The sequence below is a fragment of the Streptomyces sp. NPDC008001 genome (assembly GCF_042958085.1).
Taxonomy (GTDB): Bacteria; Actinomycetota; Actinomycetes; order Streptomycetales; family Streptomycetaceae; genus Streptomyces.
Genome location: NZ_JBIBIZ010000014.1, coordinates 1 through 19974, shown reverse-complemented (window position 1 = coordinate 19974; position 19974 = coordinate 1). Strand labels below are relative to the sequence as shown.

The 19974-nt window shown below is 73.1% G+C and carries 15 protein-coding genes and 1 pseudogene; 8 read left to right on the top strand and 8 right to left on the bottom strand.

Annotation, left to right across the window (positions count from 1 at the left end):
* The first annotated feature begins 1 nt into the window (after position 1).
* Both ACFZCD_RS31490 and nuoN read left to right on the top strand, forming a co-directional pair.
* Positions 2–1603, top strand: a complete 1602-nt coding sequence (locus ACFZCD_RS31490; protein WP_391836472.1) for an NADH-quinone oxidoreductase subunit M — start codon at positions 2–4, stop codon at positions 1601–1603.
* Positions 1600–3252, top strand: coding sequence for an NADH-quinone oxidoreductase subunit NuoN (nuoN, locus tag ACFZCD_RS31485; protein ID WP_391836471.1), 1653 nt, complete (start codon positions 1600–1602; stop codon positions 3250–3252). The genes ACFZCD_RS31490 and nuoN overlap by 4 nt, the downstream gene beginning before the upstream one ends.
* Positions 3253–3367: 115 nt before the next feature.
* Here nuoN and ACFZCD_RS31480 read toward each other — a convergent pair whose 3' ends face one another.
* The 3 genes from ACFZCD_RS31480 to fahA all read right to left on the bottom strand — a co-directional run bounded on the left by ACFZCD_RS31480 (position 3368) and on the right by fahA (position 5857).
* Entirely contained in the window at positions 3368–3898 is a 531-nt protein-coding gene (locus ACFZCD_RS31480) for a hypothetical protein (RefSeq protein ID WP_391836470.1), read from the bottom strand.
* A 103-nt stretch (positions 3899–4001) separates the two neighbouring features.
* Positions 4002–4682 carry a GPP34 family phosphoprotein gene (locus ACFZCD_RS31475; protein ID WP_391836469.1) on the bottom strand — a complete coding sequence of 227 codons (681 nt, stop codon included), beginning with the start codon at positions 4680–4682 and terminating at the stop codon, positions 4002–4004.
* Positions 4679–5857, bottom strand: coding sequence for a fumarylacetoacetase (fahA, locus tag ACFZCD_RS31470; protein ID WP_391836468.1), 1179 nt, complete (start codon positions 5855–5857; stop codon positions 4679–4681). Before fahA ends, ACFZCD_RS31475 begins: the two co-directional genes overlap by 4 nt.
* A 379-nt stretch (positions 5858–6236) precedes the next feature.
* Between fahA and ACFZCD_RS31465 the strand changes: the two genes are divergently transcribed.
* From ACFZCD_RS31465 to ACFZCD_RS31440, 6 genes are all read left to right on the top strand, one after another.
* On the top strand, positions 6237–7520 hold the full coding sequence (locus ACFZCD_RS31465) for an ATP-grasp domain-containing protein (RefSeq protein WP_391836467.1): 1284 nt from the start codon (positions 6237–6239) through the stop codon (positions 7518–7520).
* 139 nt (positions 7521–7659) lie between these two features.
* Positions 7660–8862 carry an FAD-dependent oxidoreductase gene (locus ACFZCD_RS31460; protein WP_391836466.1) on the top strand — a complete coding sequence of 401 codons (1203 nt, stop codon included), beginning with the start codon at positions 7660–7662 and terminating at the stop codon, positions 8860–8862.
* Positions 8863–9487: 625 nt separating this feature from the next.
* Complete coding sequence (locus tag ACFZCD_RS31455) at positions 9488–10498, top strand: polyprenyl synthetase family protein (protein ID WP_391836465.1); 1011 nt, start codon at positions 9488–9490, stop codon at positions 10496–10498.
* Positions 10499–10808: 310 nt separating this feature from the next.
* Entirely contained in the window at positions 10809–12065 is a 1257-nt protein-coding gene (locus tag ACFZCD_RS31450) for an outer membrane lipoprotein carrier protein LolA (RefSeq protein WP_391836464.1), read from the top strand.
* Between the two features lie 90 nt (positions 12066–12155).
* On the top strand, positions 12156–13115 hold the full coding sequence (locus ACFZCD_RS31445) for an ABC transporter ATP-binding protein (RefSeq protein WP_391836463.1): 960 nt from the start codon (positions 12156–12158) through the stop codon (positions 13113–13115).
* Complete coding sequence (locus ACFZCD_RS31440) at positions 13102–13986, top strand: ABC transporter permease (protein WP_391836462.1); 885 nt, start codon at positions 13102–13104, stop codon at positions 13984–13986. The genes ACFZCD_RS31445 and ACFZCD_RS31440 overlap by 14 nt, the downstream gene beginning before the upstream one ends.
* 127 nt (positions 13987–14113) lie before the next feature.
* Here ACFZCD_RS31440 and ACFZCD_RS31435 read toward each other — a convergent pair whose 3' ends face one another.
* From ACFZCD_RS31435 to ACFZCD_RS31415, 5 genes and pseudogenes are all read right to left on the bottom strand, one after another.
* Positions 14114–15484, bottom strand: a complete 1371-nt coding sequence (locus ACFZCD_RS31435; RefSeq protein WP_391836461.1) for a M28 family metallopeptidase — start codon at positions 15482–15484, stop codon at positions 14114–14116.
* 60 nt (positions 15485–15544) lie between these two features.
* Complete coding sequence (gene rarD, locus ACFZCD_RS31430) at positions 15545–16531, bottom strand: EamA family transporter RarD (protein WP_391836460.1); 987 nt, start codon at positions 16529–16531, stop codon at positions 15545–15547.
* A gap of 116 nt (positions 16532–16647) precedes the next feature.
* On the bottom strand, positions 16648–18612 hold the full coding sequence (locus ACFZCD_RS31425) for an APC family permease (RefSeq protein ID WP_391836459.1): 1965 nt from the start codon (positions 18610–18612) through the stop codon (positions 16648–16650).
* Positions 18613–18737: 125 nt separating this feature from the next.
* Complete coding sequence (locus ACFZCD_RS31420; RefSeq protein ID WP_391836458.1) at positions 18738–19787, bottom strand: 2-oxoacid:ferredoxin oxidoreductase subunit beta; 1050 nt, start codon at positions 19785–19787, stop codon at positions 18738–18740.
* Positions 19780–19974, bottom strand: a pseudogene (locus ACFZCD_RS31415) (2-oxoglutarate ferredoxin oxidoreductase subunit alpha); the annotation flags it as partial. The pseudogene ACFZCD_RS31415 and the gene ACFZCD_RS31420, both read right to left, overlap by 8 nt.

Sequence of the window (19974 nt, the reverse complement as noted above, 5' to 3'; positions counted from 1 at the left end):
CATGGCCTTTCCCCTGCTCACGCTGACGGCCGCGGTCCCCGCGGTCGGCGCGGTCGCCACCGCGGCCGTGCCGGCCGGGCGGCGCACCGCCGCCAAGTGGCTCGCGCTCGCCTTCTCGCTCGCGACGCTGGTCCTGGCGGCCGTCCAGCTCGTGCGCTTCGACCCCGGTGCGAAGGGGCCGTTCCAGCTCACCGAGTCGCACGCCTGGATCGCGGACTTCGGCGTCCGCTACGAGCTGGGCGTCGACGGCATCGCGGTCGTCCTGATCGGCCTGGCCGCGCTGCTGATCCCCTTCGTCATGCTGGCCGGCTGGCACGACGCCGACCCCCAGGAGAGCGGTTCGTCGCGCTGGCGCCCCACCCAGGGCTTCTTCGCCCTCATCCTCATGGTCGAGGCCATGGTGGTGCTCTCCTTCGAGGCCACCGACGTCTTCCTCTTCTACGTCTTCTTCGAAGCCATGCTCATCCCGATGTACTTCCTCATCGGCGGCTTCGGGGACCGCGCGGGCGAGCGCACCGAGGCCGGCGCCGCGGCCCAGCGCTCCTACGCCGCGGTGAAGTTCCTCCTCTACAACCTGGCCGGCGGCCTGATCATGCTGGCCGCCGTCATCGGGCTGTACGCGGTCACCGCCCACCAGCTCGGCACCGGCACCTTCTCCCTCCAGGAGATCGTCCAGGCGCGCGCCGCCGGCAAGCTGGACTTCGCGACCACCACCGAACGCGCCCTCTTCCTCGGCTTCTTCTTCGCCTTCGCCGTGAAGGCCCCGCTGTGGCCGCTGCACACCTGGCTGCCCAACGCCATGGGCGAGGCCACCGCCCCCGTCGCCGTGCTGATCACCGCCGTGGTCGACAAGGTCGGCACGTTCGCGATGCTCCGCTTCTGCCTCCAGCTCTTCCCCGCGGCCTCGAAGTGGGCCACCCCCGTCATCGTCGTCCTGGCGCTGATCAGCATCCTGTACGGGGCGCTGCTCGCCGTCGGGCAGCGGGACATCAAGCGGCTGGTGGCGTACGCCTCGATCTCCCACTTCGGGTTCATCGTGCTCGGCATCTTCGCGATGACCAGCCAGGGCCAGAGCGGCGCGACGCTGTACATGGTCAACCACGGCATCTCGACGGCCGCCCTGATGCTCGTCGCCGGCTTCCTGATCTCCCGCCGCGGCTCCCGCCTCATCGCGGACTACGGCGGCGTCCAGAAGGTCGCCCCGGTCCTCGCGGGCACCTTCCTCATCGGCGGCCTCGCGACGCTGTCGCTGCCCGGCCTCGCGCCGTTCGTCTCCGAATTCCTCGTCCTGGTCGGCACGTTCAGCCGCTACCCGGTCGCCGGTGCCGTCGCCACGCTCGGCATCGTGCTCGCCGCGCTGTACGTCCTCGTGCTCTACCAGCGCACCATGACCGGCCCGGTGAAGGAGGAGGTGCGGGGCATGCCCGACCTCAGGGCGCGCGAGCTGGCCGTGGTCACCCCCCTGATCGCCCTGCTGCTCTTCCTCGGCGTCTACCCCAAGCCGGTGACGGAGATCCTCGACCCGGCGGTCCGGCACACGATGTCGCAGGTCCACCAGGCCGACCCCAAGCCCGATGCGAACGATGTGGAGGCCGCGAAGTGAGCCACGCAGCATCCGTCCACAGCCTGTGGACGATGTCGGCGGACGCGCCGCAGAAGATCCCGGCACCGCACATCGAGTACGCCCAGCTGTCCCCGACGCTGATCGTGCTCGGCGCCGCGGTGCTCGGCGTCCTCGTGGAGGCCTTCCTCCCGCGCCGCGCCCGCTACCACGCCCAACTGGCCCTGTCCTGCGTCTCCCTGGCCGCGGCCTTCGCCGCCGTCGTCGCCCTCGCGGCCGGCGGCTACGCCACGGGCAAGGCGCACGCCGCCGCCATGGGCGCCGTCGCCGTCGACGGCCCGGCGCTGTTCCTGCAGGGCACCATTCTCCTCGTCTCCCTGGTCGCCGTGTTCACGTTCGCCGAGCGGCGCCTGGACCCGGCGGCGCACGGCCGGCCCGTCGACTCCTTCGCCGCGCAGGGCGCCGCCGTGCCCGGCGGCAAGGCGGAGCAGGAGGCCGTCAAGGCGGGCTTCGCCACCACCGAGGTCTTCCCGCTCGTGCTCTTCGCGGTGGGCGGCATGCTCGTCTTCCCCGCCGCGGACGACCTGCTGACGCTGTTCGTCGCCCTGGAGGTCTTCTCCCTCCCGCTGTACGTGCTGTGCGCGCTGGCCCGCCGCAAGCGGCTCCTGTCGCAGGAGTCCGCCGTGAAGTACTTCCTGCTCGGCGCCTTCTCCTCGGCCTTCCTGCTGTTCGGCGTGGCCCTGCTCTACGGCTACGCGGGCACCGTCACGTACGCGGGCATCGCCGACGTCGTGAGCGGCTCCGCCCGGGTGCTCGACCCCGCCCTCGCGGCCACCACCGGCAACGACGCCCTGCTGCTGATCGGCGGTGCGCTCGTCCTGATGGGCCTGCTCTTCAAGGTCGGCGCCGTCCCCTTCCACATGTGGACGCCGGACGTCTACCAGGGCGCCCCCACGCCCGTCACGGGCTTCATGGCCGCCGCCACCAAGGTCGCCGGCTTCGGCGCCCTGCTGCGGCTGCTGTACGTGGTCCTGCCGGGCCTGCGCTGGGACTGGCGGCCGGTGATGTGGGGCGTCGCGATCGTCACGATGCTGGTGGGCGCGATCGCGGCCGTCACCCAGACCGACGTGAAGCGGCTGCTGGCCTACTCCTCCATCGCCCACGCGGGATTCATCCTCGCGGGCGTCATCGCGACGTCCCCCGACGGCGTGTCGTCCGTGCTGTTCTACCTGGGCGCGTACTCCTTCGTCACGCTCGGCGCCTTCTCGGTCGTGACGCTGGTGCGCGACGCGGGCGGGGAGGCCACGCACCTGTCCAAGTGGGCCGGGCTGGGCCGCCGTTCGCCGCTCACGGCCGCGACGTTCGCCGTCTTCCTGCTGGCCTTCGCGGGCATCCCGCTCACGAGCGGGTTCGCGGGGAAGTTCGCCGTGTTCAAGGCGGCGGCGCAGGGCGGGGCGGGGCCGCTGGTCATCGTCGGTGTGGTGTCCTCGGCGATCGCCGCGTTCTTCTACGTCCGGGTGATCGTGCTGATGTTCTTCAGCGAGCCGAAGGCCGACGGGCCGACGGTAGCCGTCCCGAGCCCGCTGACCTCCTCGGCGATCGCGATCGGTGTCGCGGTGACGCTGGCGCTGGGCGTGGCGCCGCAGTACTTCCTGGATCTCGCGGGTCAGGCCGGGGTGTTCGTGCGGTAGCCGGTGGCGGCGGGCCGTTCCCTTCCGTACGCGCGGAAGCCCGGTCCCGTTTCGTGCGGGCGCAACTGCCCGGCAGCCTTCCCCGGTTGCCGGGCAGTGGCACGCGTACGGGGGCTCAGCCGGCCGGGGGCTTGGGCAGGCCGCCCGCGATGCCGCCCGGGACGCCCGTCGGCTTGCCGTCGCTGCCGACCGTCTTGGTCATCTTCTCCGTCTTGCCGGAGGCCCAGGCGACGGTGAAGGACTTGCCGTCGAAGCCCTTGATCGTGCCCGTGGTGTAGTCCTTGCTGCCGTCCTGGCAGTGCTTGATCGTGACCGTCGCCGGCTGGGAGTTGTCGACGAGCGTGCCCGAGCAGGCGGTCTTCCCGCTGAGCATCACCGTGTTCCCGGCGAACGACATGATGACGATGGTCTGGTCGGCGAGCTTGCCGCCGTTCGTCCAGCCGCCCGCGAGCGTGGCCGCGGTGGCGCGCTGCCCGCCGGCGTCCGCGGCGGGCGAGGACGGCTGCTCCGCCGGGGCCTGGGAGGCCGGCGTGGTGCCCGCGGCCGGCTTGTCGTCCTTCTTGCCGCCGTCGCTCCCGCTGCTGCAACCGGTCATCAGCACAGCGGCGCAGAGCGCCGCCCCCGTGATCTGCACTGCCTTGCGCACGTCACTCCTCCGTCTGGTTCTGGACACGACAAATTAGCAGCCCTGGCCCAGCCGTCCGGGTCTCCGCGCTCCCCTCGCGGGATCGGTGACACAACCGTTGAAGTCACCCGCCCCCGCCGTCACCCCCGCCGCTCCCGCTGCTGCTGTCGGACCGGTCGCGCATCACATTGCGGTGCACGGCCCACGCGGTCCACTCCTCGCGCCTGAGCCGGCGCATCGCGCTCCGGTCGTGGCGGCCGTCCCAGCCGGGGTAGAGCGCCCGGGCCGTGCCGGTGGCGGACGCCAGCGCGGCGAGCACGCGGGAGCGCGGGCCGGCGAAGCCCGCGCGCCGCGCCTCCTCGAAGCGCTGCCGCGTCTCCGTCGTCCGGTCCACCGGGCCCACGGGATGGCGGTAGTACGGGACGACGCCCAGGAAGCGGTGCTTCTCCCTGCGCAGGGCGCCGTTCTTCACCAGCCGGGCCAGCCAGGGTTCTTCGAGGTGCCGCGACGCGGTCCGCACCCAGGAGACCGTCCGCGGCCCGCGGCCGCGCGCGCCCTTGCCGGCGGGCGGCAGTGCGGCCAGCGCCATGGCCAGCAGGGGGTCGCCCGGCGGCACCGGGTTCGTCACCGTCACCCGGCCGCGCTCCTCCGTCACCCGCCCGGCCAGCTCCAGTTCGGCCAGCACCGCACCGGCCACGCCGTACTCCAGGGCCTGGCCGCCGCACAGCCTGCGCCCGCTGACCGGGTCGAAGGAGAGCAGCAGCAGCTCCTCGGGCAGCGTGAGGACCGGCGGGCCCGGCGTCATGACGACGCGCCGCCGCGGGCCGGGAGGATGCGCCCGGTGACCTCGCCGAGGCCGATCCGCGCCCCGCCGGGGCCGGGCGCCCATGCCGTGAGGGTGACCTCGTCGCCGTCCTCGAGCCACGGGCCCTTGCCCGCGGTCAGTTCGAGGAGGCAGCCGAGCTGGTCGGGCTCGGGGCCGCTGACCGTGCCGGAGGCGAAGAGGTCGCCGGTGCGCAGGGTGGCGCCGTTGACCGTCATGTGCGCCAGCTGCTGGGCGGCGGTCCAGTACATCGCGGAGAACGGCGGCCGGGAGACCGTCTCGCCGTTGATCCGCACCTCGATGCGCAGGTCGATGCCGCCCGGCTCGGCCGCTGAGTCGTCCAGGTAGGGCAGGAGCGGGTGGGTGCGCTCCGGCGGCGCCGTACGGGCCTCGTCGAAGGCGTCGAGCGGGGTGATCCAGGCCGAGGCCGACGTGGCGAAGGACTTGCCCAGGAACGGGCCGAGGGGCACGTACTCCCACGCCTGCAGGTCGCGCGCCGACCAGTCGTTGACGAGGCAGACGCCGAAGACGTGCTCGCGGAAGTCCGCGAGGGCGACGGGGGTGTCCGAGGGCGTGCCGACGACGAAGCCGACCTCGGCCTCGATGTCGAGGCGGCGGGAGGGGCCGAAGGACGGCAGGGCGTCGGCGGGGGCCTTGCGCTGGCCCTGGGGGCGCACGACGTCCGTGCCGCTGACCACGACGGTGCCGGCGCGGCCGTGGTAACCGATCGGCAGGTGCTTCCAGTTCGGCGTGAGGGGGTCGCCGTCGGGGCGGAAGATGCGGCCGACGTTGGTGGCGTGGTGCTCGCTGGAGTAGAAGTCGACGTAGTCGGCGACCTCGAACGGCAGGTGCAGCGTCACGTCGGAGAGCGCGTGGAAGGGCCCGTCGGCCAGCCAGGAGCGCACCTCGGCGCGTACGGCCCGCCAGGCGGGGCGCCCGGCCGCGAGGAGGGGGTTGAGCGTCGGTGCGTCCAGCAGGGCGGCGTACGCGGAGCCGTGCGCGGCCGCCGCGGCCGCCGCGTCCAGGACGGAGTCCCCGTAGCGGACGCCGATGCGGGGGCGGTCCGGGGCGCCGGCGGTGGTGAAGACGCCGTACGGGAGGGTGTCCGCGCCGAAGGGGTCGCCTTCGGGCAGCTCGCGGGGGCTGTGCTGGGGCATGGGACGCTGCCTCGCTCTCTCCTGGACGCGCCGGGAAGCCGGTGGGCCCGGGTGGAGGCCCGCGGCCCACATTACGTGCTGACGGCCGCCAGGCAAGGGGTGTCAGAGGGGCGCCTGCCGGGGGTGCCGGAAGGGCCCTTGCCGGGTTGCCGGGAGAGCGTCCGCCGGGGGCGCGGGAAGGGGCGTGTGCGCTGCTCCGGACGGCTGTCCGCGGACCGCCCGGACCGGCTCCCGAACCACTGTCCGAACCACCGCCCGGCCTTCGGCAAAAGAGCGCGCAATATCCGGTAATTCCTTGCTGGAAGCGGCGATTCCGAAGTAGCGTCCTTAATCGGGCCAGGCACAGTGGGGGGCCGCTGCGGCTGAGGGGCCGAGGGGGATGCTGGTGGCGAGCAGGAGCACGCCCATCGCGGCGGACCGGTCCGTTCCGGGACTGATCGTGAAGATCGGCGACTATCCCCTGCACCACGGCGGGGTGGGTGCGATCCGCAGCCTCGGCAGACTCGGCGTGCCCATGTACGCGATCACGGAGGACCGCTGGACCCCGGCCGCCGTCTCCCGCTACCTCCGCGCCGGCTTCGTCTGGCGCACGACGGGCACCGAGCAGCCCGCCGAGCTGGTCGAGGGCCTGCAGCGGATCGGCCGCGAGATCGGCCGGCCCGCCGTCCTGATCCCCACCGACGAAGAGGCCGCGGTGCTCATCGCCGAGCACGCCGCGGAGCTGTCGGGCAGCTTCCTCTTTCCGCCGGTGGAGCCGGAGTTGCCGCGGCGGCTGGCCAGCAAGCAGGGGCTGCACGAGCTCTGCGTGGAGCACGGCGTGCCGTCGCCGGAGGCCCTGTTCCCGGGGTCGTTCGAGGAGATCGAGGAGTTCGCCGAGCGCGCCCGCTTCCCCCTCGTCGCCAAGAACCGGGAGGCGTTCGAGCGCCGCCGCAAGCCCGCCGTGCACGGCACCACCCGCATCCAAGGACCCCGCGAGCTGCTGGAGCTGGCCCGCGGCTGGGGCCCGTCGCCGGGGGTGATCCTCCAGGAGTACCTGCCCCGCGAGCAGGCCGAGGACTGGATCGTGCACGCCTACTTCGACGGCGAGAGCACGCCGCTGGCGCTCTTCACGGGCGTGAAGGTGCGCTCCTGGCCCCCGCACGCGGGCATGACCGCCAACGCCTACGTGGTGGACAACCCCGAACTGGCCGACATGACCGCCCAGTTCATCAAGCAGATCGGCTTCAGCGGCATCGTCGACCTGGACTGGCGGTACGACCGCCGCGACGGGCGGTACAAGCTGCTGGACTTCAACCCCCGGATGGGCGCGCAGTTCCGGCTCTTCGAGAGCGGGACGGGCGTGGACGTCGTCCGGGCGCAGCACCTGGACCTGACCGGGCGCCGGGTCCCGGAGGGGGAGCAGCCGGCCGGCCGGCGGTTCGTCGTGGAGAACATCGACCTGCCCGCGCTCGCCGCGTACCGCCGCAGCGGCTACACCACCCCGCACGCGCCCGCGCGCCCCAGCAGCACGGAGCTGGCCTGGGTCGCGTGGGACGACATGAAGCCGTTCTTCACGATGCTCGCCCGGTTCGTCCGGCCCGGTGTGCGGCACCTGTGGCAGATGTGGCGCTCCAGGCGTGCTGCCGCGTCCAGGGCCGAACGGCCGGCGGCCGGCGACCGGTAGCGGAACGGCGCCGGACCGGACAGCGATCAGCGAGCAGCCATCAGTGATCAGCCATCAGTGATCAGCGCGCAGTGATGCAGTGTGCAGTGAGCAGTGAGCAGTGTGAAGCCATAGCGAGGAACGCCCTGGGAGGGGACTCGTGACACTTCCCGTAGCAGTCATCGGAGCCGGACCGTACGGCCTGTCGACCGCCGCCCATCTGCGGGCCCGCGGGGTGGCGACCCGCGTCTTCGGCCTGCCGATGGTGAGCTGGCGCGAACACATGCCCGCCGGGATGCTCCTCAAATCCACCCCCTCGGCCTCCAGCATCGACGCGCCGCAGCCCGGGCACACCCTGCTCGACTTCTGCCGGGAGACCGGCGAGCGGCGCTACGAGTCGGACTGGGACGCCATCCCGGTCGAGACGTTCGCGCGCTACGGCCTGTGGTTCCAGGAGCGCCTGGTGCCGGAGCTGGAGCAGGTGCGCGTGGTGTCCGTGGACCGCCGGTCGGCGGACTTCGAGCTGAAGCTCGACTCCGGGGAGACGTTCGCCGCCCGCGCGGTGGTGATCGCCAGCGGTCTGAGCGGGCTGGCCCAGCTCCCGCCCGAGCTGGCCGCGGCCGTCCCGGACGGCCCGTCCGCCGCGGGGCCGGTCTCGCACAGCTCGCAGCACCGGGACCTGTCGCGGTTCGCGGGGCGCGACGTGGCCGTCATCGGCGCCGGGCAGTCGGCGCTGGAGACGGCGGTGCTGCTGGCGGACGCGGGGGCGGCGTCGGTCCGGGTGGTCGCCCGCCGGAAGGGTGCCGTCCGCTTCGGTGCGGCGCCGGACGGCCAGTCGCGGCTGAAGCCCGACACCCCGTTCGGCCGGGCCTGGTCGCTCTACGCGTTCTCGTACCACGCCGATGGTTTCCGCCATCTTCCGGCGCCGGCCCGCCGGTTCCTCGTGGGGCGGGTGCTCGGCCCGCTCGGCGCCTGGTGGCTGCGGGAGCGCTTCATCGGCCGGGTGCAGGTCTCGGAGGGCACGCGGATCGGCTCGGCGCGGGTCGAGCGGGGCCGTCCCGTGCTCGGCCTCGTCGGCCCGGACGGCGCGAGCGCGGGCGAGCTCGCCGCCGACCACGTCATCGCGGCGACCGGCTACCGCGTCGACCTCGCGGCCCTGGACTTCCTCGGCCACGGCCTGCGCACCCGGCTCGCCGTCGGCGCGGGCGGTCCCCGGCTCGGGCCCGGCTACCGCTCCTCGGTCCCGGGGCTGTTCTTCACGGGCCTGCCGGCCGCGGCCAGCTACGGCCCGGTCATGCGGTTCGTCTGCGGTACGGAGTACGCCTCGCCGCGGCTGGCGCGGGCGGTCGCCGCGCTGCCGTAGCCGCCGGCCCGGCCTGCCGCTGCCGTGACGCGTAGGGGTGGGGCAGGGGCAGGCACGGCCGCCGTCCCGCGGGACCCGCAGGTCAGGGCGGGACGGCACCGCGGGACGGCATCGCCGGACGGCGCCGGGGTGGCGGGACGCGCCGCGGCGGAGCCTCCCGGCCCGGGGCGAGGGGCTGCCGGGCCGGGGCCTGCTGAGCCTCCGCCGCGACGGCGCGTGTCCGGGGCGACGGGGTCCGGCGGTGGGGCCCGGCGGTGCCTTGCCGGCGGGCGCGCCGGCCGGAGCGGCAGCCCGCCGCGGGAAGGCCGTGCCCCGGCCGTTCCCGGGTGGCCGAAAGCCACGGTCTGCGGCCCGCCGGGCAGGGCCCCCGGCGGGGTGAACGAGGGCGCAGCGGGGCACATGTCAAGTCGCATCCCCATCGCACACCAGCTCGCGTACCGGAGCGTGCAACGGGCCGCAGGAGCCCCGGAGACCGGCCGGGGCCGGGGGCCCGCGTGAGGCCCGCGACGGCGCAACCCGGACGGGCGGCCACGGTGATCCAGAGCCGACCGGATACGCTGACTTTCGGTGGAGACAGCGACACATCGACAAACCCCGTGTTCGCAGGCAGACAGGAGTACCCCTCGTGACCGTCGTCGGGCCGTTCGGGCTGAGCGTGCGGGACCAGGCTCTTGAAGCCGATGTCCAGGCGGGACTGGCCGCTGTCGAGGAGGGCCTCCTTGAGGCCACCAAGAGCGACGTGCCCTTCATCACCGAGGCGGCGCAGCACCTCGTGCGCGCCGGGGGGAAGCGTTTCCGGCCACTGCTGGTGATGCTCGCCGCCCAGTTCGGCGACCCCTACGCCCCCGGCGTGGTGCCCTCCGCCGTGGTCGTCGAGCTCACCCACCTGGCCACGCTCTACCACGACGACGTCATGGACGAGGCCGAGAAGCGGCGCGGCGTCGACAGCGCCAACGTCCGCTGGGGCAACTCCCTGGCGGTCCTCACCGGCGACTTCCTCTTCGCCCGCGCCTCGCACATCCTGGCCGACCTGGGCCCCGAGGCCGTCCGCATCCAGGCGGAGGCCTTCGAGCGGCTGGTCACCGGCCAGATCCTGGAGACCGCCGGCCCCCGCGACGGCCGCGACCCCGTCGAGCACTACCTGGACGTCCTCGCCGGCAAGACCGGCTCGCTGGTCGCCGTCTCCGGGCGGTACGGCGCGATGATGTCCGGCGCCGGCGAGCGCACGGTCGACATCCTCACCCACTACGGGGAGCGCCTCGGCATCGCCTTCCAGCTCGCCGACGACCTCCTCGACATCGCCAGCGACTCCCACGAGTCGGGCAAGACCCCCGGCACCGACCTCCGCGAGGGCGTCGCCACCCTGCCCGTCCTGTACCTGCGCGCCCAGGCCGCCGCGACCGGCTCCGCCGCCGATCTGGAGCTGTGCGAGATGCTCGACGGCGACCTCACCGACGACGCCCTCCACGCCGAGGTGCTGCGCCGCCTGCGCGTCCACCCGGCCCTGGAGCAGGCCCGCCGCGACACCGTGCGGTACGCGGAGGAGGCGCGGGCCACGCTGGCCCCGCTGCCGGAGTGCTACGCGAAGGCCGCGCTGGAGAACCTCTGCGACGCGGTCGTGCACCGCGCGGGCTAGTCCCGCCGGACCCGCCGCTCCCGCCGGTTCCGCCGGTGCGCGAGGCCCCGGCGGGCCAGCCGGAAGTCGGTGTCCGTCCCGGGGATGTCCTACCCAAGAGGTATACGGACTTGATTCCGTCGTCTGATGACCCGACAGGCGTGGTCTGGTGGAATCGAAGTGTCTCGAGGCAGGGGAATGACGCGAAGTCGCCGGGGAAAAAAGCCCCGGATTCCCCGCTCCGCCACCGAGCGGCCGGGCTCACAATGAGCCCTGGGGGTGGCGAGTGCACGACAGGTCGAGACCGCCGGCGACGACGGAGGTACAGGACATGGCACGCATCGAACCGACCCACGGCACCGACGGGGCGGCCGGCGCCGGGGAGGACGCCCGGCGGGCGCCCGGCCGCCGCAAGGCCGTCCGCTACGCCGTCCCGGTCGCGGTGGCCGGCATCGCCGCGGCGTCGATCGGGATCGGCACCGCGCTCGCGAGCAGCGGCGACCCGGATCTGCCGAAGATCAGCGCGCAGGACCTGATAGCCAAGATGGCGAAGTCGGACACCCAGCAGCTGTCCGGCACCGTCAAGGTCACGACCGACCTGGGCCTGCCGTCGATGCCGTCCGGCCTCTCGTTCGGTGACGCCCCGGCCGGCGGCAAGGCCGGGCACGGCTCCGGCGGCAAGGACGCGGGGGCGGACGCCTCCCCGCAGGCCAAGCTCACCGAGCTCGCCTCCGGTACGCACACGCTGCGCGTCGCCGCCGACGGCCCCGGCAAGCAGCGGCTGTCGATCGTGGAGCGCGCCGCGGAGTACAGCGTGATCCACAACGGCGACCAGGTCTGGGCGTACGACAGCAAGAGCAACACCGTCCACCACTCCACCGCTCCGAAGGACGCGGGCAAGGACGGCAAGGACGGCAAGGGCCACGAGGCCCCCGGCGAGCTGCGCGGCGCCTCGCCGCAGGAGCTCGCCAAGAAGGCGCTCGCCGCCGTCGACGACTCCACGACGGTGACGGTGGAGGGCACGGCCAAGGTCGCCGGGCGGGACGCCTACCAGCTGGTCATCAAGCCCAAGGCGGCCGAGTCGACGGTCGGCGCGGTGCGCATCGCGGTGGACGCGGGGAACGGCGTGCCGCTGAAGTTCACGCTCAGCCCCAAGGGCGGCGGCAAGGCCGTCGTGGACGCGGCGTTCACCAAGGTCGACTTCGGGAAGCCCTCCGCGGACACCTTCGCCTTCACGCCGCCGAAGGGGGCCCGGGTCACCGAGGGCGACGCGGGCGGCAAGGAGCACAAGGGCGGCCGGGACGCGGGCGCGCCCGACCTGTCCGGGCTGAACGTGCTCGGCAAGAGCTGGACGTCGATCGCCGAGCTCAAGGGGGCGCCCGCCGGGCTGGGCGCGGGGGCGAGGGGCGGCAAGGACGCCGGCCCGGCCGGTGCCCTGCTGGACGGCCTCGGCAGCAAGGTCTCGGGCTCCTTCGGCTCGGGCCGCGTCTTCAGCACCCGCCTGGTCAACGCCCTGGTCACGGACGACGGCAAGGTGTACGTGGGCGCGGTCACCAAGGACGCGCTGGTCAAGGCCGCGTCGAAGTAGTCCGGAGCAGCCGGAGCAGGTCGAAGCAGGCCGGAGCGGTCGAAGCAGACCGGAGCAGCAGGCGAAAGCACACCGCTAGGGGGAGGCCCGATGGAGGAGCTGTCCGCCGCCGGGGAACCGGCGATAGCCACCCGCGCGCTCACCAAGCGCTACCGGGGCGGGCAGCTCGCCGTCGACCGGCTCGACCTCGTCGTGCCGCGCGGCAGCGTCTTCGGCTTCCTGGGCCCCAACGGCTCCGGCAAGACGACGACCATCCGCATGCTCATGGGGCTGATCGAGCCGACCTCCGGCACCGCCCGGGTCCTCGGCGAGGAGATGCCGCGGGCCGGGCGGCGCGTGCTGCCCCGGGTGGGCGCCCTGATCGAGGGGCCCGCCCTCTACGGCTTCCTCACCGGCCGCGACAACCTCCTGCGGTTCGACGCGGCCGACCCGACGGCCGACCCGGCCACCCGGCGGGCCCGGGTGGACGCCGCCCTGGACCGGGTGGGGCTGGTCGCCGCGGCGGGCAAGAAGGCCCGCGCGTACTCCCTCGGCATGAAGCAGCGCCTGGGCCTGGCCGCGGCCCTGCTGCAGCCCCGCGAGCTGCTGGTCCTGGACGAGCCGACCAACGGCCTCGACCCGCAGGGCATGCGCGAGATCCGCACCCTGGTGCGCGGCCTCGCCGCCGAGGGCACGACGGTGTTCCTCTCCTCGCACCTGCTGGACGAGATCGAGCAGGTCTGCACGCACGCCGCCGTGATGGCCCAGGGCCGTCTCCTGACCCAGGGCACGGTGGCCGCTCTGGCGGCCTCCGCGCGCGGCAGGCTGGCCGTCACCACGCCCGACACGGCGGAGGCCGTCCGCGTGCTCAAGGAGCACGGCGTGAACGACCTCACCGTGGACGACGACCGCGTCACGGGAGAACTGCCCGCCGTGACCCGGGAGCTCGCGGACCTCAACGCCGCGCTCGTGCGGGCCGGGGTCCGCGTCCGTGGCTTCGGCACCGCCCGCGCCTCCCTGGAGGACGCCTTCGTCGCACTCACCGGAGAGGGATTCGATGTCGCAGGCTGAGGCCATGACGGCGGCCGCGGCGCGGCCCGCCCCCAGCCCGCTGTGGGCGCTCGCGCTCTTCCGCAGCGAGGTGGTGACGGTGTTCCGGCGCTGGCGCACGATCGCGCTGCTGGCCGTGCTGGCGGCCGTCCCCGTCCTGGTCGGTATCGCCGTGCGGATGGAGACGCGCGACGGTGGCGGGGCCGGGCACGGGGGAGGGGGCCCGGCGTTCATCAGCCAGGTCACCAACAACGGCCTCTTCCTGGTCTTCACCTCCCTCGCCGCGACCCTGCCCTTCTTCCTGCCGATGGCCATCGGCGTGATCGCGGGCGACTCGGTGGCGGGCGAGGCGAGCGCCGGCACGCTGCGCTACCTCCTCGTGGCCCCGGCGGGCCGCACCCGGCTGCTGCTGGCCAAGTTCACGGCGACGCTCGTGTTCTGCTGCGCGGCCACCCTGACCGTCGCGGCGTCGGCGCTCGCCGTCGGGGCGCTGCTCTTCCCGCTCGGGGACGTGACGCTGATCAGCGGGGTGACGGTGTCCTTCGGCGAGGGGCTGCTGCGGGCGCTGGCGGTCGCCGGGGCGGTGGCGCTGTCGCTGGTCGGCATCGCGGCGCTCGGGCTGTTCGTCTCCACGCTCACGGGCAGCGGGATCGCGGCGATGGCGACCACCGTGGGGCTGCTGATCACGGCGCAGATCCTCGACCAGTTCCCGCAGCTGCACGCGATCCAGCCGTACCTCTTCCCGCACTACTGGCTGAGCTTCGCGGACCTGCTGCGCGCGCCCGTCTACTGGGACCAGCTGCTGGACAACCTCGGGCTGCAGGCGCTGTACGCGGCGGTGTTCGGGTCGGCGGCGTGGGCGCGGTTCACGGCGAAGGACGTGACCGCCTAGCGGCGGGGCCCGGCCGTACGGAGTGGCCGGCGGCCGGCCGGCGCGCCGGAAGGTGCGGGTCCGGGAGGTCGTGAGCGACCTCCCGGACCCGCTGCGGGGTTGTGCCCTCAGTGGTCGGTTCTGTGGGCTAGAACGTGAGCTTCCAGCCGTCGATCCGGCCCGTGTCCTGCGCGGCGACGTCCTGGACGCGGAGCTTCCACGTCCCGTTCGCCGTCTCCCCGGAGGCGTCGACGGTGTAGGTGGCGATGACGTCGTTCGCGGAGTCGTCGCCGCTGGAGTCCTTCAGGCGGTACGCGCGCCCGCTCGGCCCGACGAGGTCGACGACCAGGTCACCGCGGTACGTGTGCTTGATGTCGACGGAGACCTTGAGGGCGGACGGGGCGTTGCCCGTCAGCCCGGAGACCGTCACGGGCGACTCGACGGCCGCCCCCGCGTCGGGGACGGGCACCTGGCTCTTGCTCTCGAAGACCTTGCCCTGGGGCGGGGTCGTGGTGCCGCCGCCGCTCAGCGTCCACACCGCGCTCGCGATGGCGTCGGTGTCGGTGTCGAGCGCCTGGTCGCTGATGTTCGCCGAGGTGTCGCAGGAGGCGTGGTAGCAGCGGTCGAAGGGCTGGCCCGCGGTGCCGCCCCACTTCTGGGCCTGGGCCGCGGTCTTGCGGTAGTCGGCGCCGCTGAAGAGGCCGCCCACCGGTATGCCGGCGTTCTGGAAGGGCGCGTGGTCGGAGCGGCCGTCGCCCTCGGTGTCGATCTCGGTGGCGATGTTCTTCGCGGCGAACCAGTTCTCGAAGAGGGCCTTGAGGTTCTGGTCGTAGCCGTAGACGAAGTAGCCGGGGTTGGGCGAGCCGATCATGTCGAAGTTGAGGTACGCGTCGATCTTCCCGCGCTCGCCGGCGGGCAGCTGGTTGACGTAGTAGCTCGACCCGCGCATGCCGAGCTCCTCCGCGCCCCACCAGCCGAACCGCAGGTGCTTGGCGGGCTTGTAGCCCTCGCGGGCGACGGCGAGGGCGACCTCCAGGACGCCGGCCGAGCCGGAGCCGTTGTCGTTGATGCCGGGTCCGGCGTTGACGGAGTCCAGGTGGGCCCCGGCGAAGACGACGTGGTCCGCGTCGCCGCCGGGCCAGTCGGCGACGAGGTTGTAGCCGGTGGCGCCGCCGGTGGTGAACTGCTGCACGGTGGTCGTGAAGCCGGCGGCGTCCAGCTTGCCCTTCACGTAGTCGATGGACGCCTTGTAGCCGCTGCGGCCGTGGGCGCGGTTGCCGCCGTTGGCGTTGGCTATCGCCTGCAGCTGGTTGAGGTGGGCCTTGACGTTGGCGACGGGTATGTCGGGACCGGCGGCGACGGCGGGCCGGGCCGGGGCGGTGGTGGGGACCGCCAGGGCCGGGCCGGAGGCGGCGCCGAGCAGGGTGGCCGCGAGAGCGGCACCGGTGGCCAGCAGGGCGGCGGCGGTGCGGGATCTCGGGGGATGCGTGGGCAGGGGGGATCCGCTGGGTTCAAGCATGGGGGGTGCTCCCAACTACATTTGACGTGGCCATGATGTTGGGGGCGACCTGAAAGAGCGTCAAGGGCGGATTCCGGACACGGGACGCCGGTTTCCGGATATCGGGCGACCACCGGGAGCGAGCTCCGCCTCCCGCAGCGCCGCCCGCGCGCGCCGCGCCGTCCGCAGCGCGTCCCACGTCAGCAGGGCCAGGGCGAGCCACACCAGCCCGAAACCGGCCCAGCGCTCCGCCGGCATCCCCTCGTGGAACACCAGCAGCCCCAGCACGAACTGGAACGTCGGCGCCAGGTACTGCACCATCCCCACCACCGACAGCGGCAGCCGCACGGCCGCCGCGCCGAAGAGGATCAGCGGCACCGCGGTGATCGCCCCCGAGCACATCAGCAGCGCCGTGTGCCCGCCGCCCCCGGACAGGAACGTGCTGCGCCCCGTCGCCCCCAGGAAGGCCAGGAACGCCACGGCGGGCAGGAACAGCACGGCCGTCTCCGCCGCCAGCGACTCCAGCCCGTCCAGCCCCACCTGCTTCTTGACCAGGCTGTACGTACCGAACGAGGCCGCGATCACCAGCGCGATCCACGGCGGCTTCCCGTAGGCCACCGCCAGCACGACCACGGCGGACGCGCCGACGACGACCGCCACCCACTGCACGGGGCGCAGCCGCTCCCGCAGGACGACGACGCCGAAGGCGATGCTCACGAGGGGATTGATGAAGTATCCCAGCGACGTCTCCACGACGTGCCCGGAATTGACGCCCCAGATGTAGGTGCCCCAGTTCACCGAGATGGTGACGGCGCACACGGCGATCAGGGCGATGCGGCGGGGCTGCCGGAGCAGCGGGCGTATCCACGCCCAGCGGCGGGTCATGGCGAGGACGGCCAGCACGGCCACCAGGGACCACACCATGCGGTGCGCCAGGATCTCCACGGGTCCGGCCGCGTCCAGGAGCGGCCAGTAGAGGGGGAACAGCCCCCAGAGCCCGTACGCGGCGAAGCTGCAGAGCAGTCCGGTACGGGTGGCGCTGCGCGCCGGCGATGCGGGTTTTTGCATGTCCCCTCCAAGGTGGTGGTGCGGCGACCACTGCGAAGGTAACGGGGACGGGGCGGGCACGGCACTGCCCGCCGGTCCGGCGGTGCCCGCCGTGCGTGACGCCGGGTGAGGATCCGTCAGGGGTGACGCGCGTGCAACCGCGCCATCGCCGCCGACACGTCGAACGGCACCACCGTCACCGCCACGTTCGGCACGTGCTGCAGCGTCTTCGCGAGTTCGTCGCCCGAGTCCGTGTGGAGCAGGGTGCCGAGCGGCCGGGCGTACGTGCGGCGGGGGACGAGGAGCGTCAGGGCCGTCGTCCCGTCGGCCGTGACGCGCGCGGAGAGCGCCGCCACCGCGTGCCGCAGCCGCCGGTCCGGGCACTCGACCAGCTCCAGCGGCACGTTGGTGCCCGGCAGCGCCTCCCACCGCGTCGCCAGCCGCCGCGCCCGCGTCTCGTCGATGACGAAGTGCACCGCCCGCACCTCGTCCGGCCGCAGCTCGTGCGCGTACCGCAGCGCCTTGACCGTGGCCAGGTCGAGCGCGTCGACCAGCACGTACACCAGGTGCCGCCGCCACCGCGGCTCGTCGTCGGTGAACGGCGTCATCCCCTCCAGCGCCGCGGCCTCCTCCCGGTACTCGCGGTTGATGCGGATGAGCGCCCACACCCCGAGCGGGAAGACCACGACCACCAGCCACGCGCCCTCCGTGAACTTGGTGATCGCGAAGATGACGACGACCAGCGCCGACACCACGGCCGCCGCGACGTTCACCCCCGCCTTCCAGCCGCTCTCACTCCGCCGCCAGTGGTGCGCCGCCATCCCGGCGGCGGCCATCGTGAAGCCGGTGAAGACGCCGATCGCGTAGAGGGCGACGAGCTTGTCGACGTTCGCGCCCGTGACGAGGAGCAGGGCGAGCGCGACGACGGTGAGCGAGATGATCCCGCCGGAGAAGGCGAGCCGGTGCCCGCGCCGCGTCAGCTTCCGGGGCAGGAAGCGGTCCTCGGCGACGAAGCTGGCGAGGAAGGGGAAGCCGGTGAAGGGCGTGTTCGCCCCCGTGTAGAGGATGAGCGCGGTCGCGAGCTGGACGTACACCAGCCCCGCCGTGCCCAGCCAGCCGCCGCCGAAGACGATGTCGGCCTCCTGGGCGAGGACGGTCGGGTTGCCGTCCGTGTAGGGGACGGCGTGCGTGGCGTGGGCGAGGGCGGAGACGCCCAGCACCATGACGCCGAGGACGCAGCTCATGACGGTCAGCGTGCGCCGGGCGTTCACGCCCTGGGGGCGGCGGAAGACGGAGACGCTGTTGGAGATGGCCTCCAGGCCCGTCAGCGAGGAGCCGCCGTTGGCGAAGGCGCGCAGCACCATGAACAGCGACGCGCCGTAGAGCCAGCCGCCCTGCGCGTGGCCCAGGGGCACGACGCCCGCGGCGTGCAGGTCGGCGTGCGGCAGCCCGCCGCCGAGCGCCCGGACGAGACCGACGACGAGCATCAGCGCGATGGCGAGCATGAACAGGTACGCCGGCGCCGCGAACGCCCGCCCCGCCTCGCGGATCCCGCGCAGATTCCCGTACATCAGCAGCACCACGACGCCGATGGTGAGCGGCAGTTTGAGGTGGTCGATGCCGGTGTAGCCGCCGCCCGTGAGGTGGGCCAGGGAGATCAGCGCGTCCGTGCCGGCGGCGGTCTGCACGGCGACGGTGACGATGTAGTCGACGAGCAGCGCGACGGCGGCGATCTGCGCGACGCGCGGCCCGAAGTTCTCGCGGGCGACGACGTACGAGCCGCCGGCGCGCGTGTACACGGCCACCACGTCGCGGTACGAGAGCGTCAGGAGCAGCAGGACGAGCAGGATCCCGCCGGTCACCGGCATCAGCAGGGTGAACGCGGCGGCCCCGACGACGGGCACCAGGATGCGCAGCATCTCCTCGCTGCCGTACGCGGTGGACGAGATGCAGTCGGAGGCCAGCACCCCGAGCGCCATCGGGTTGCTGAGCTTCTCGCGGGCGAGCTGGTCGGTGACGAGCGGCGGCCCGAGGAGCCGGCACTTCACGCGGTAGGCGAGCCGGTCGCGGACGACGGGGGGCGTGACATCGGGGTCGGCCATGCCCCTATGAGAGCGGGGAGCGGGACGGAAGGGGAGCCGGACGCCGCCGGACGGGCCGGAAATCAGCCCGTCCGGTCATCTTCGGCCCCTCCGGCCCCTCCGGGCGCCGGTCGGCGGCGGAGCGCCTAGCCGACCACCGTCCAGGTGTCGTTCCCGGCGAGGAGGGCCGACAGGTCCCCCTTGCCCTTCTGCTCGATGGCCGCTTCGAGCTGATCGGCCATCAGGGTGTCGTAGACGGGCCGGTCGATGCTGCGGAAGACGCCGATGGGGGTCTGGTGCAGCGTGTCCGGGTCGGCCAGGCGGGAGAGCGCGAAGGCCGTCGTCGGGGACGCGGAGTGCGCGTCGTGGACCAGGACGTCGGCTTCGTTCTCGGGTGTGACGGTGACGACCTTCAGGTCACCGGTGGCCGGGTCGCGGACGACACCCTTGTCGTTCTCGGCGCCGAAGCGGATGGGGTGGCCGTGTTCGAGCCGGATGACGGCTTCCTGCGCCTGCTCCTTGTCTTTGAGGGGTTCGAAGGCGCCGTCGTTGAAGATGTTGCAGTTCTGGTAGATCTCGACGAGTGCGGTGCCGGGGTGGGCGGCGGCCTGGCGCAGGACCTCGGTGAGGTGCTTGCGGTCGGAGTCGACGGTGCGGGCGACGAAGGAGGCTTCGGCGCCGAGCGCGAGGGAGACGGGGTTGAAGGGGGCGTCGAGGGAGCCCATGGGGGTGGACTTGGTGATCTTCCCGGTCTCGGAGGTGGGGGAGTACTGGCCCTTGGTCAGCCCGTAGATCCGGTTGTTGAACAGCAGGATCTTGAGGTTGACGTTGCGGCGCAGGGCGTGGATGAGGTGGTTGCCGCCGATGGACAGGGCGTCGCCGTCGCCGGTGACGACCCACACGGACAGGTCGCGGCGGCTGGTGGCCAGGCCGGTGGCGATGGCGGGGGCACGGCCGTGGATGGAGTGCATCCCGTAGGTGTTCATGTAGTACGGGAAACGCGAGGAGCAGCCGATGCCGGAGACGAAGACGATGTTCTCCTTCGCCAGACCCAGCTCGGGCATGAAGCCCTGCACCGCCGCCAGGATCGCGTAGTCACCACACCCCGGGCACCAGCGCACCTCCTGATCGGACTTGAAGTCCTTCATCGTCTGGGTGGCTTCGGCCTTGGGCACCAGCTTCAGCGCCTCAGTCATCGATGGCCTCCTTGAGCACGTCTGCGAGCTGGGCGGCCTTGAACGGCATGCCGCTGACCTGGGTGTGGGAGCGGACGTCGACGAGATACTTCGCCCGCAGCAAGGTGGCGAGCTGGCCCAGGTTCATCTCCGGGACCACCACCGTGTCGTAGGCGGCCAGCACCTCGCCGAGGTTGGCGGGGAAGGG

What these genes read in the sequence shown, in the direction of transcription:
- ACFZCD_RS31450 (WP_391836464.1), top strand. Translation starts at nt 10,809, where the DNA reads ATGGCACGCATCGAACCGACCCACGGCACCGACGGGGCGGCCGGCGCC.
- rarD (WP_391836460.1), bottom strand. Translation starts at nt 16,531, where the DNA reads ATGCAAAAACCCGCATCGCCGGCGCGCAGCGCCACCCGTACCGGACTG.
- fahA (WP_391836468.1), bottom strand. Translation starts at nt 5,857, where the DNA reads ATGCCCCAGCACAGCCCCCGCGAGCTGCCCGAAGGCGACCCCTTCGGC.
- ACFZCD_RS31425 (WP_391836459.1), bottom strand. Translation starts at nt 18,612, where the DNA reads ATGGCCGACCCCGATGTCACGCCCCCCGTCGTCCGCGACCGGCTCGCC.
- ACFZCD_RS31465 (WP_391836467.1), top strand. Translation starts at nt 6,237, where the DNA reads ATGCTGGTGGCGAGCAGGAGCACGCCCATCGCGGCGGACCGGTCCGTT.
- ACFZCD_RS31435 (WP_391836461.1), bottom strand. Translation starts at nt 15,484, where the DNA reads ATGCTTGAACCCAGCGGATCCCCCCTGCCCACGCATCCCCCGAGATCC.
- ACFZCD_RS31420 (WP_391836458.1), bottom strand. Translation starts at nt 19,787, where the DNA reads ATGACTGAGGCGCTGAAGCTGGTGCCCAAGGCCGAAGCCACCCAGACG.
- ACFZCD_RS31445 (WP_391836463.1), top strand. Translation starts at nt 12,156, where the DNA reads ATGGAGGAGCTGTCCGCCGCCGGGGAACCGGCGATAGCCACCCGCGCG.
- ACFZCD_RS31490 (WP_391836472.1), top strand. Translation starts at nt 2, where the DNA reads ATGGCCTTTCCCCTGCTCACGCTGACGGCCGCGGTCCCCGCGGTCGGC.
- ACFZCD_RS31475 (WP_391836469.1), bottom strand. Translation starts at nt 4,682, where the DNA reads ATGACGCCGGGCCCGCCGGTCCTCACGCTGCCCGAGGAGCTGCTGCTG.
- ACFZCD_RS31440 (WP_391836462.1), top strand. Translation starts at nt 13,102, where the DNA reads ATGTCGCAGGCTGAGGCCATGACGGCGGCCGCGGCGCGGCCCGCCCCC.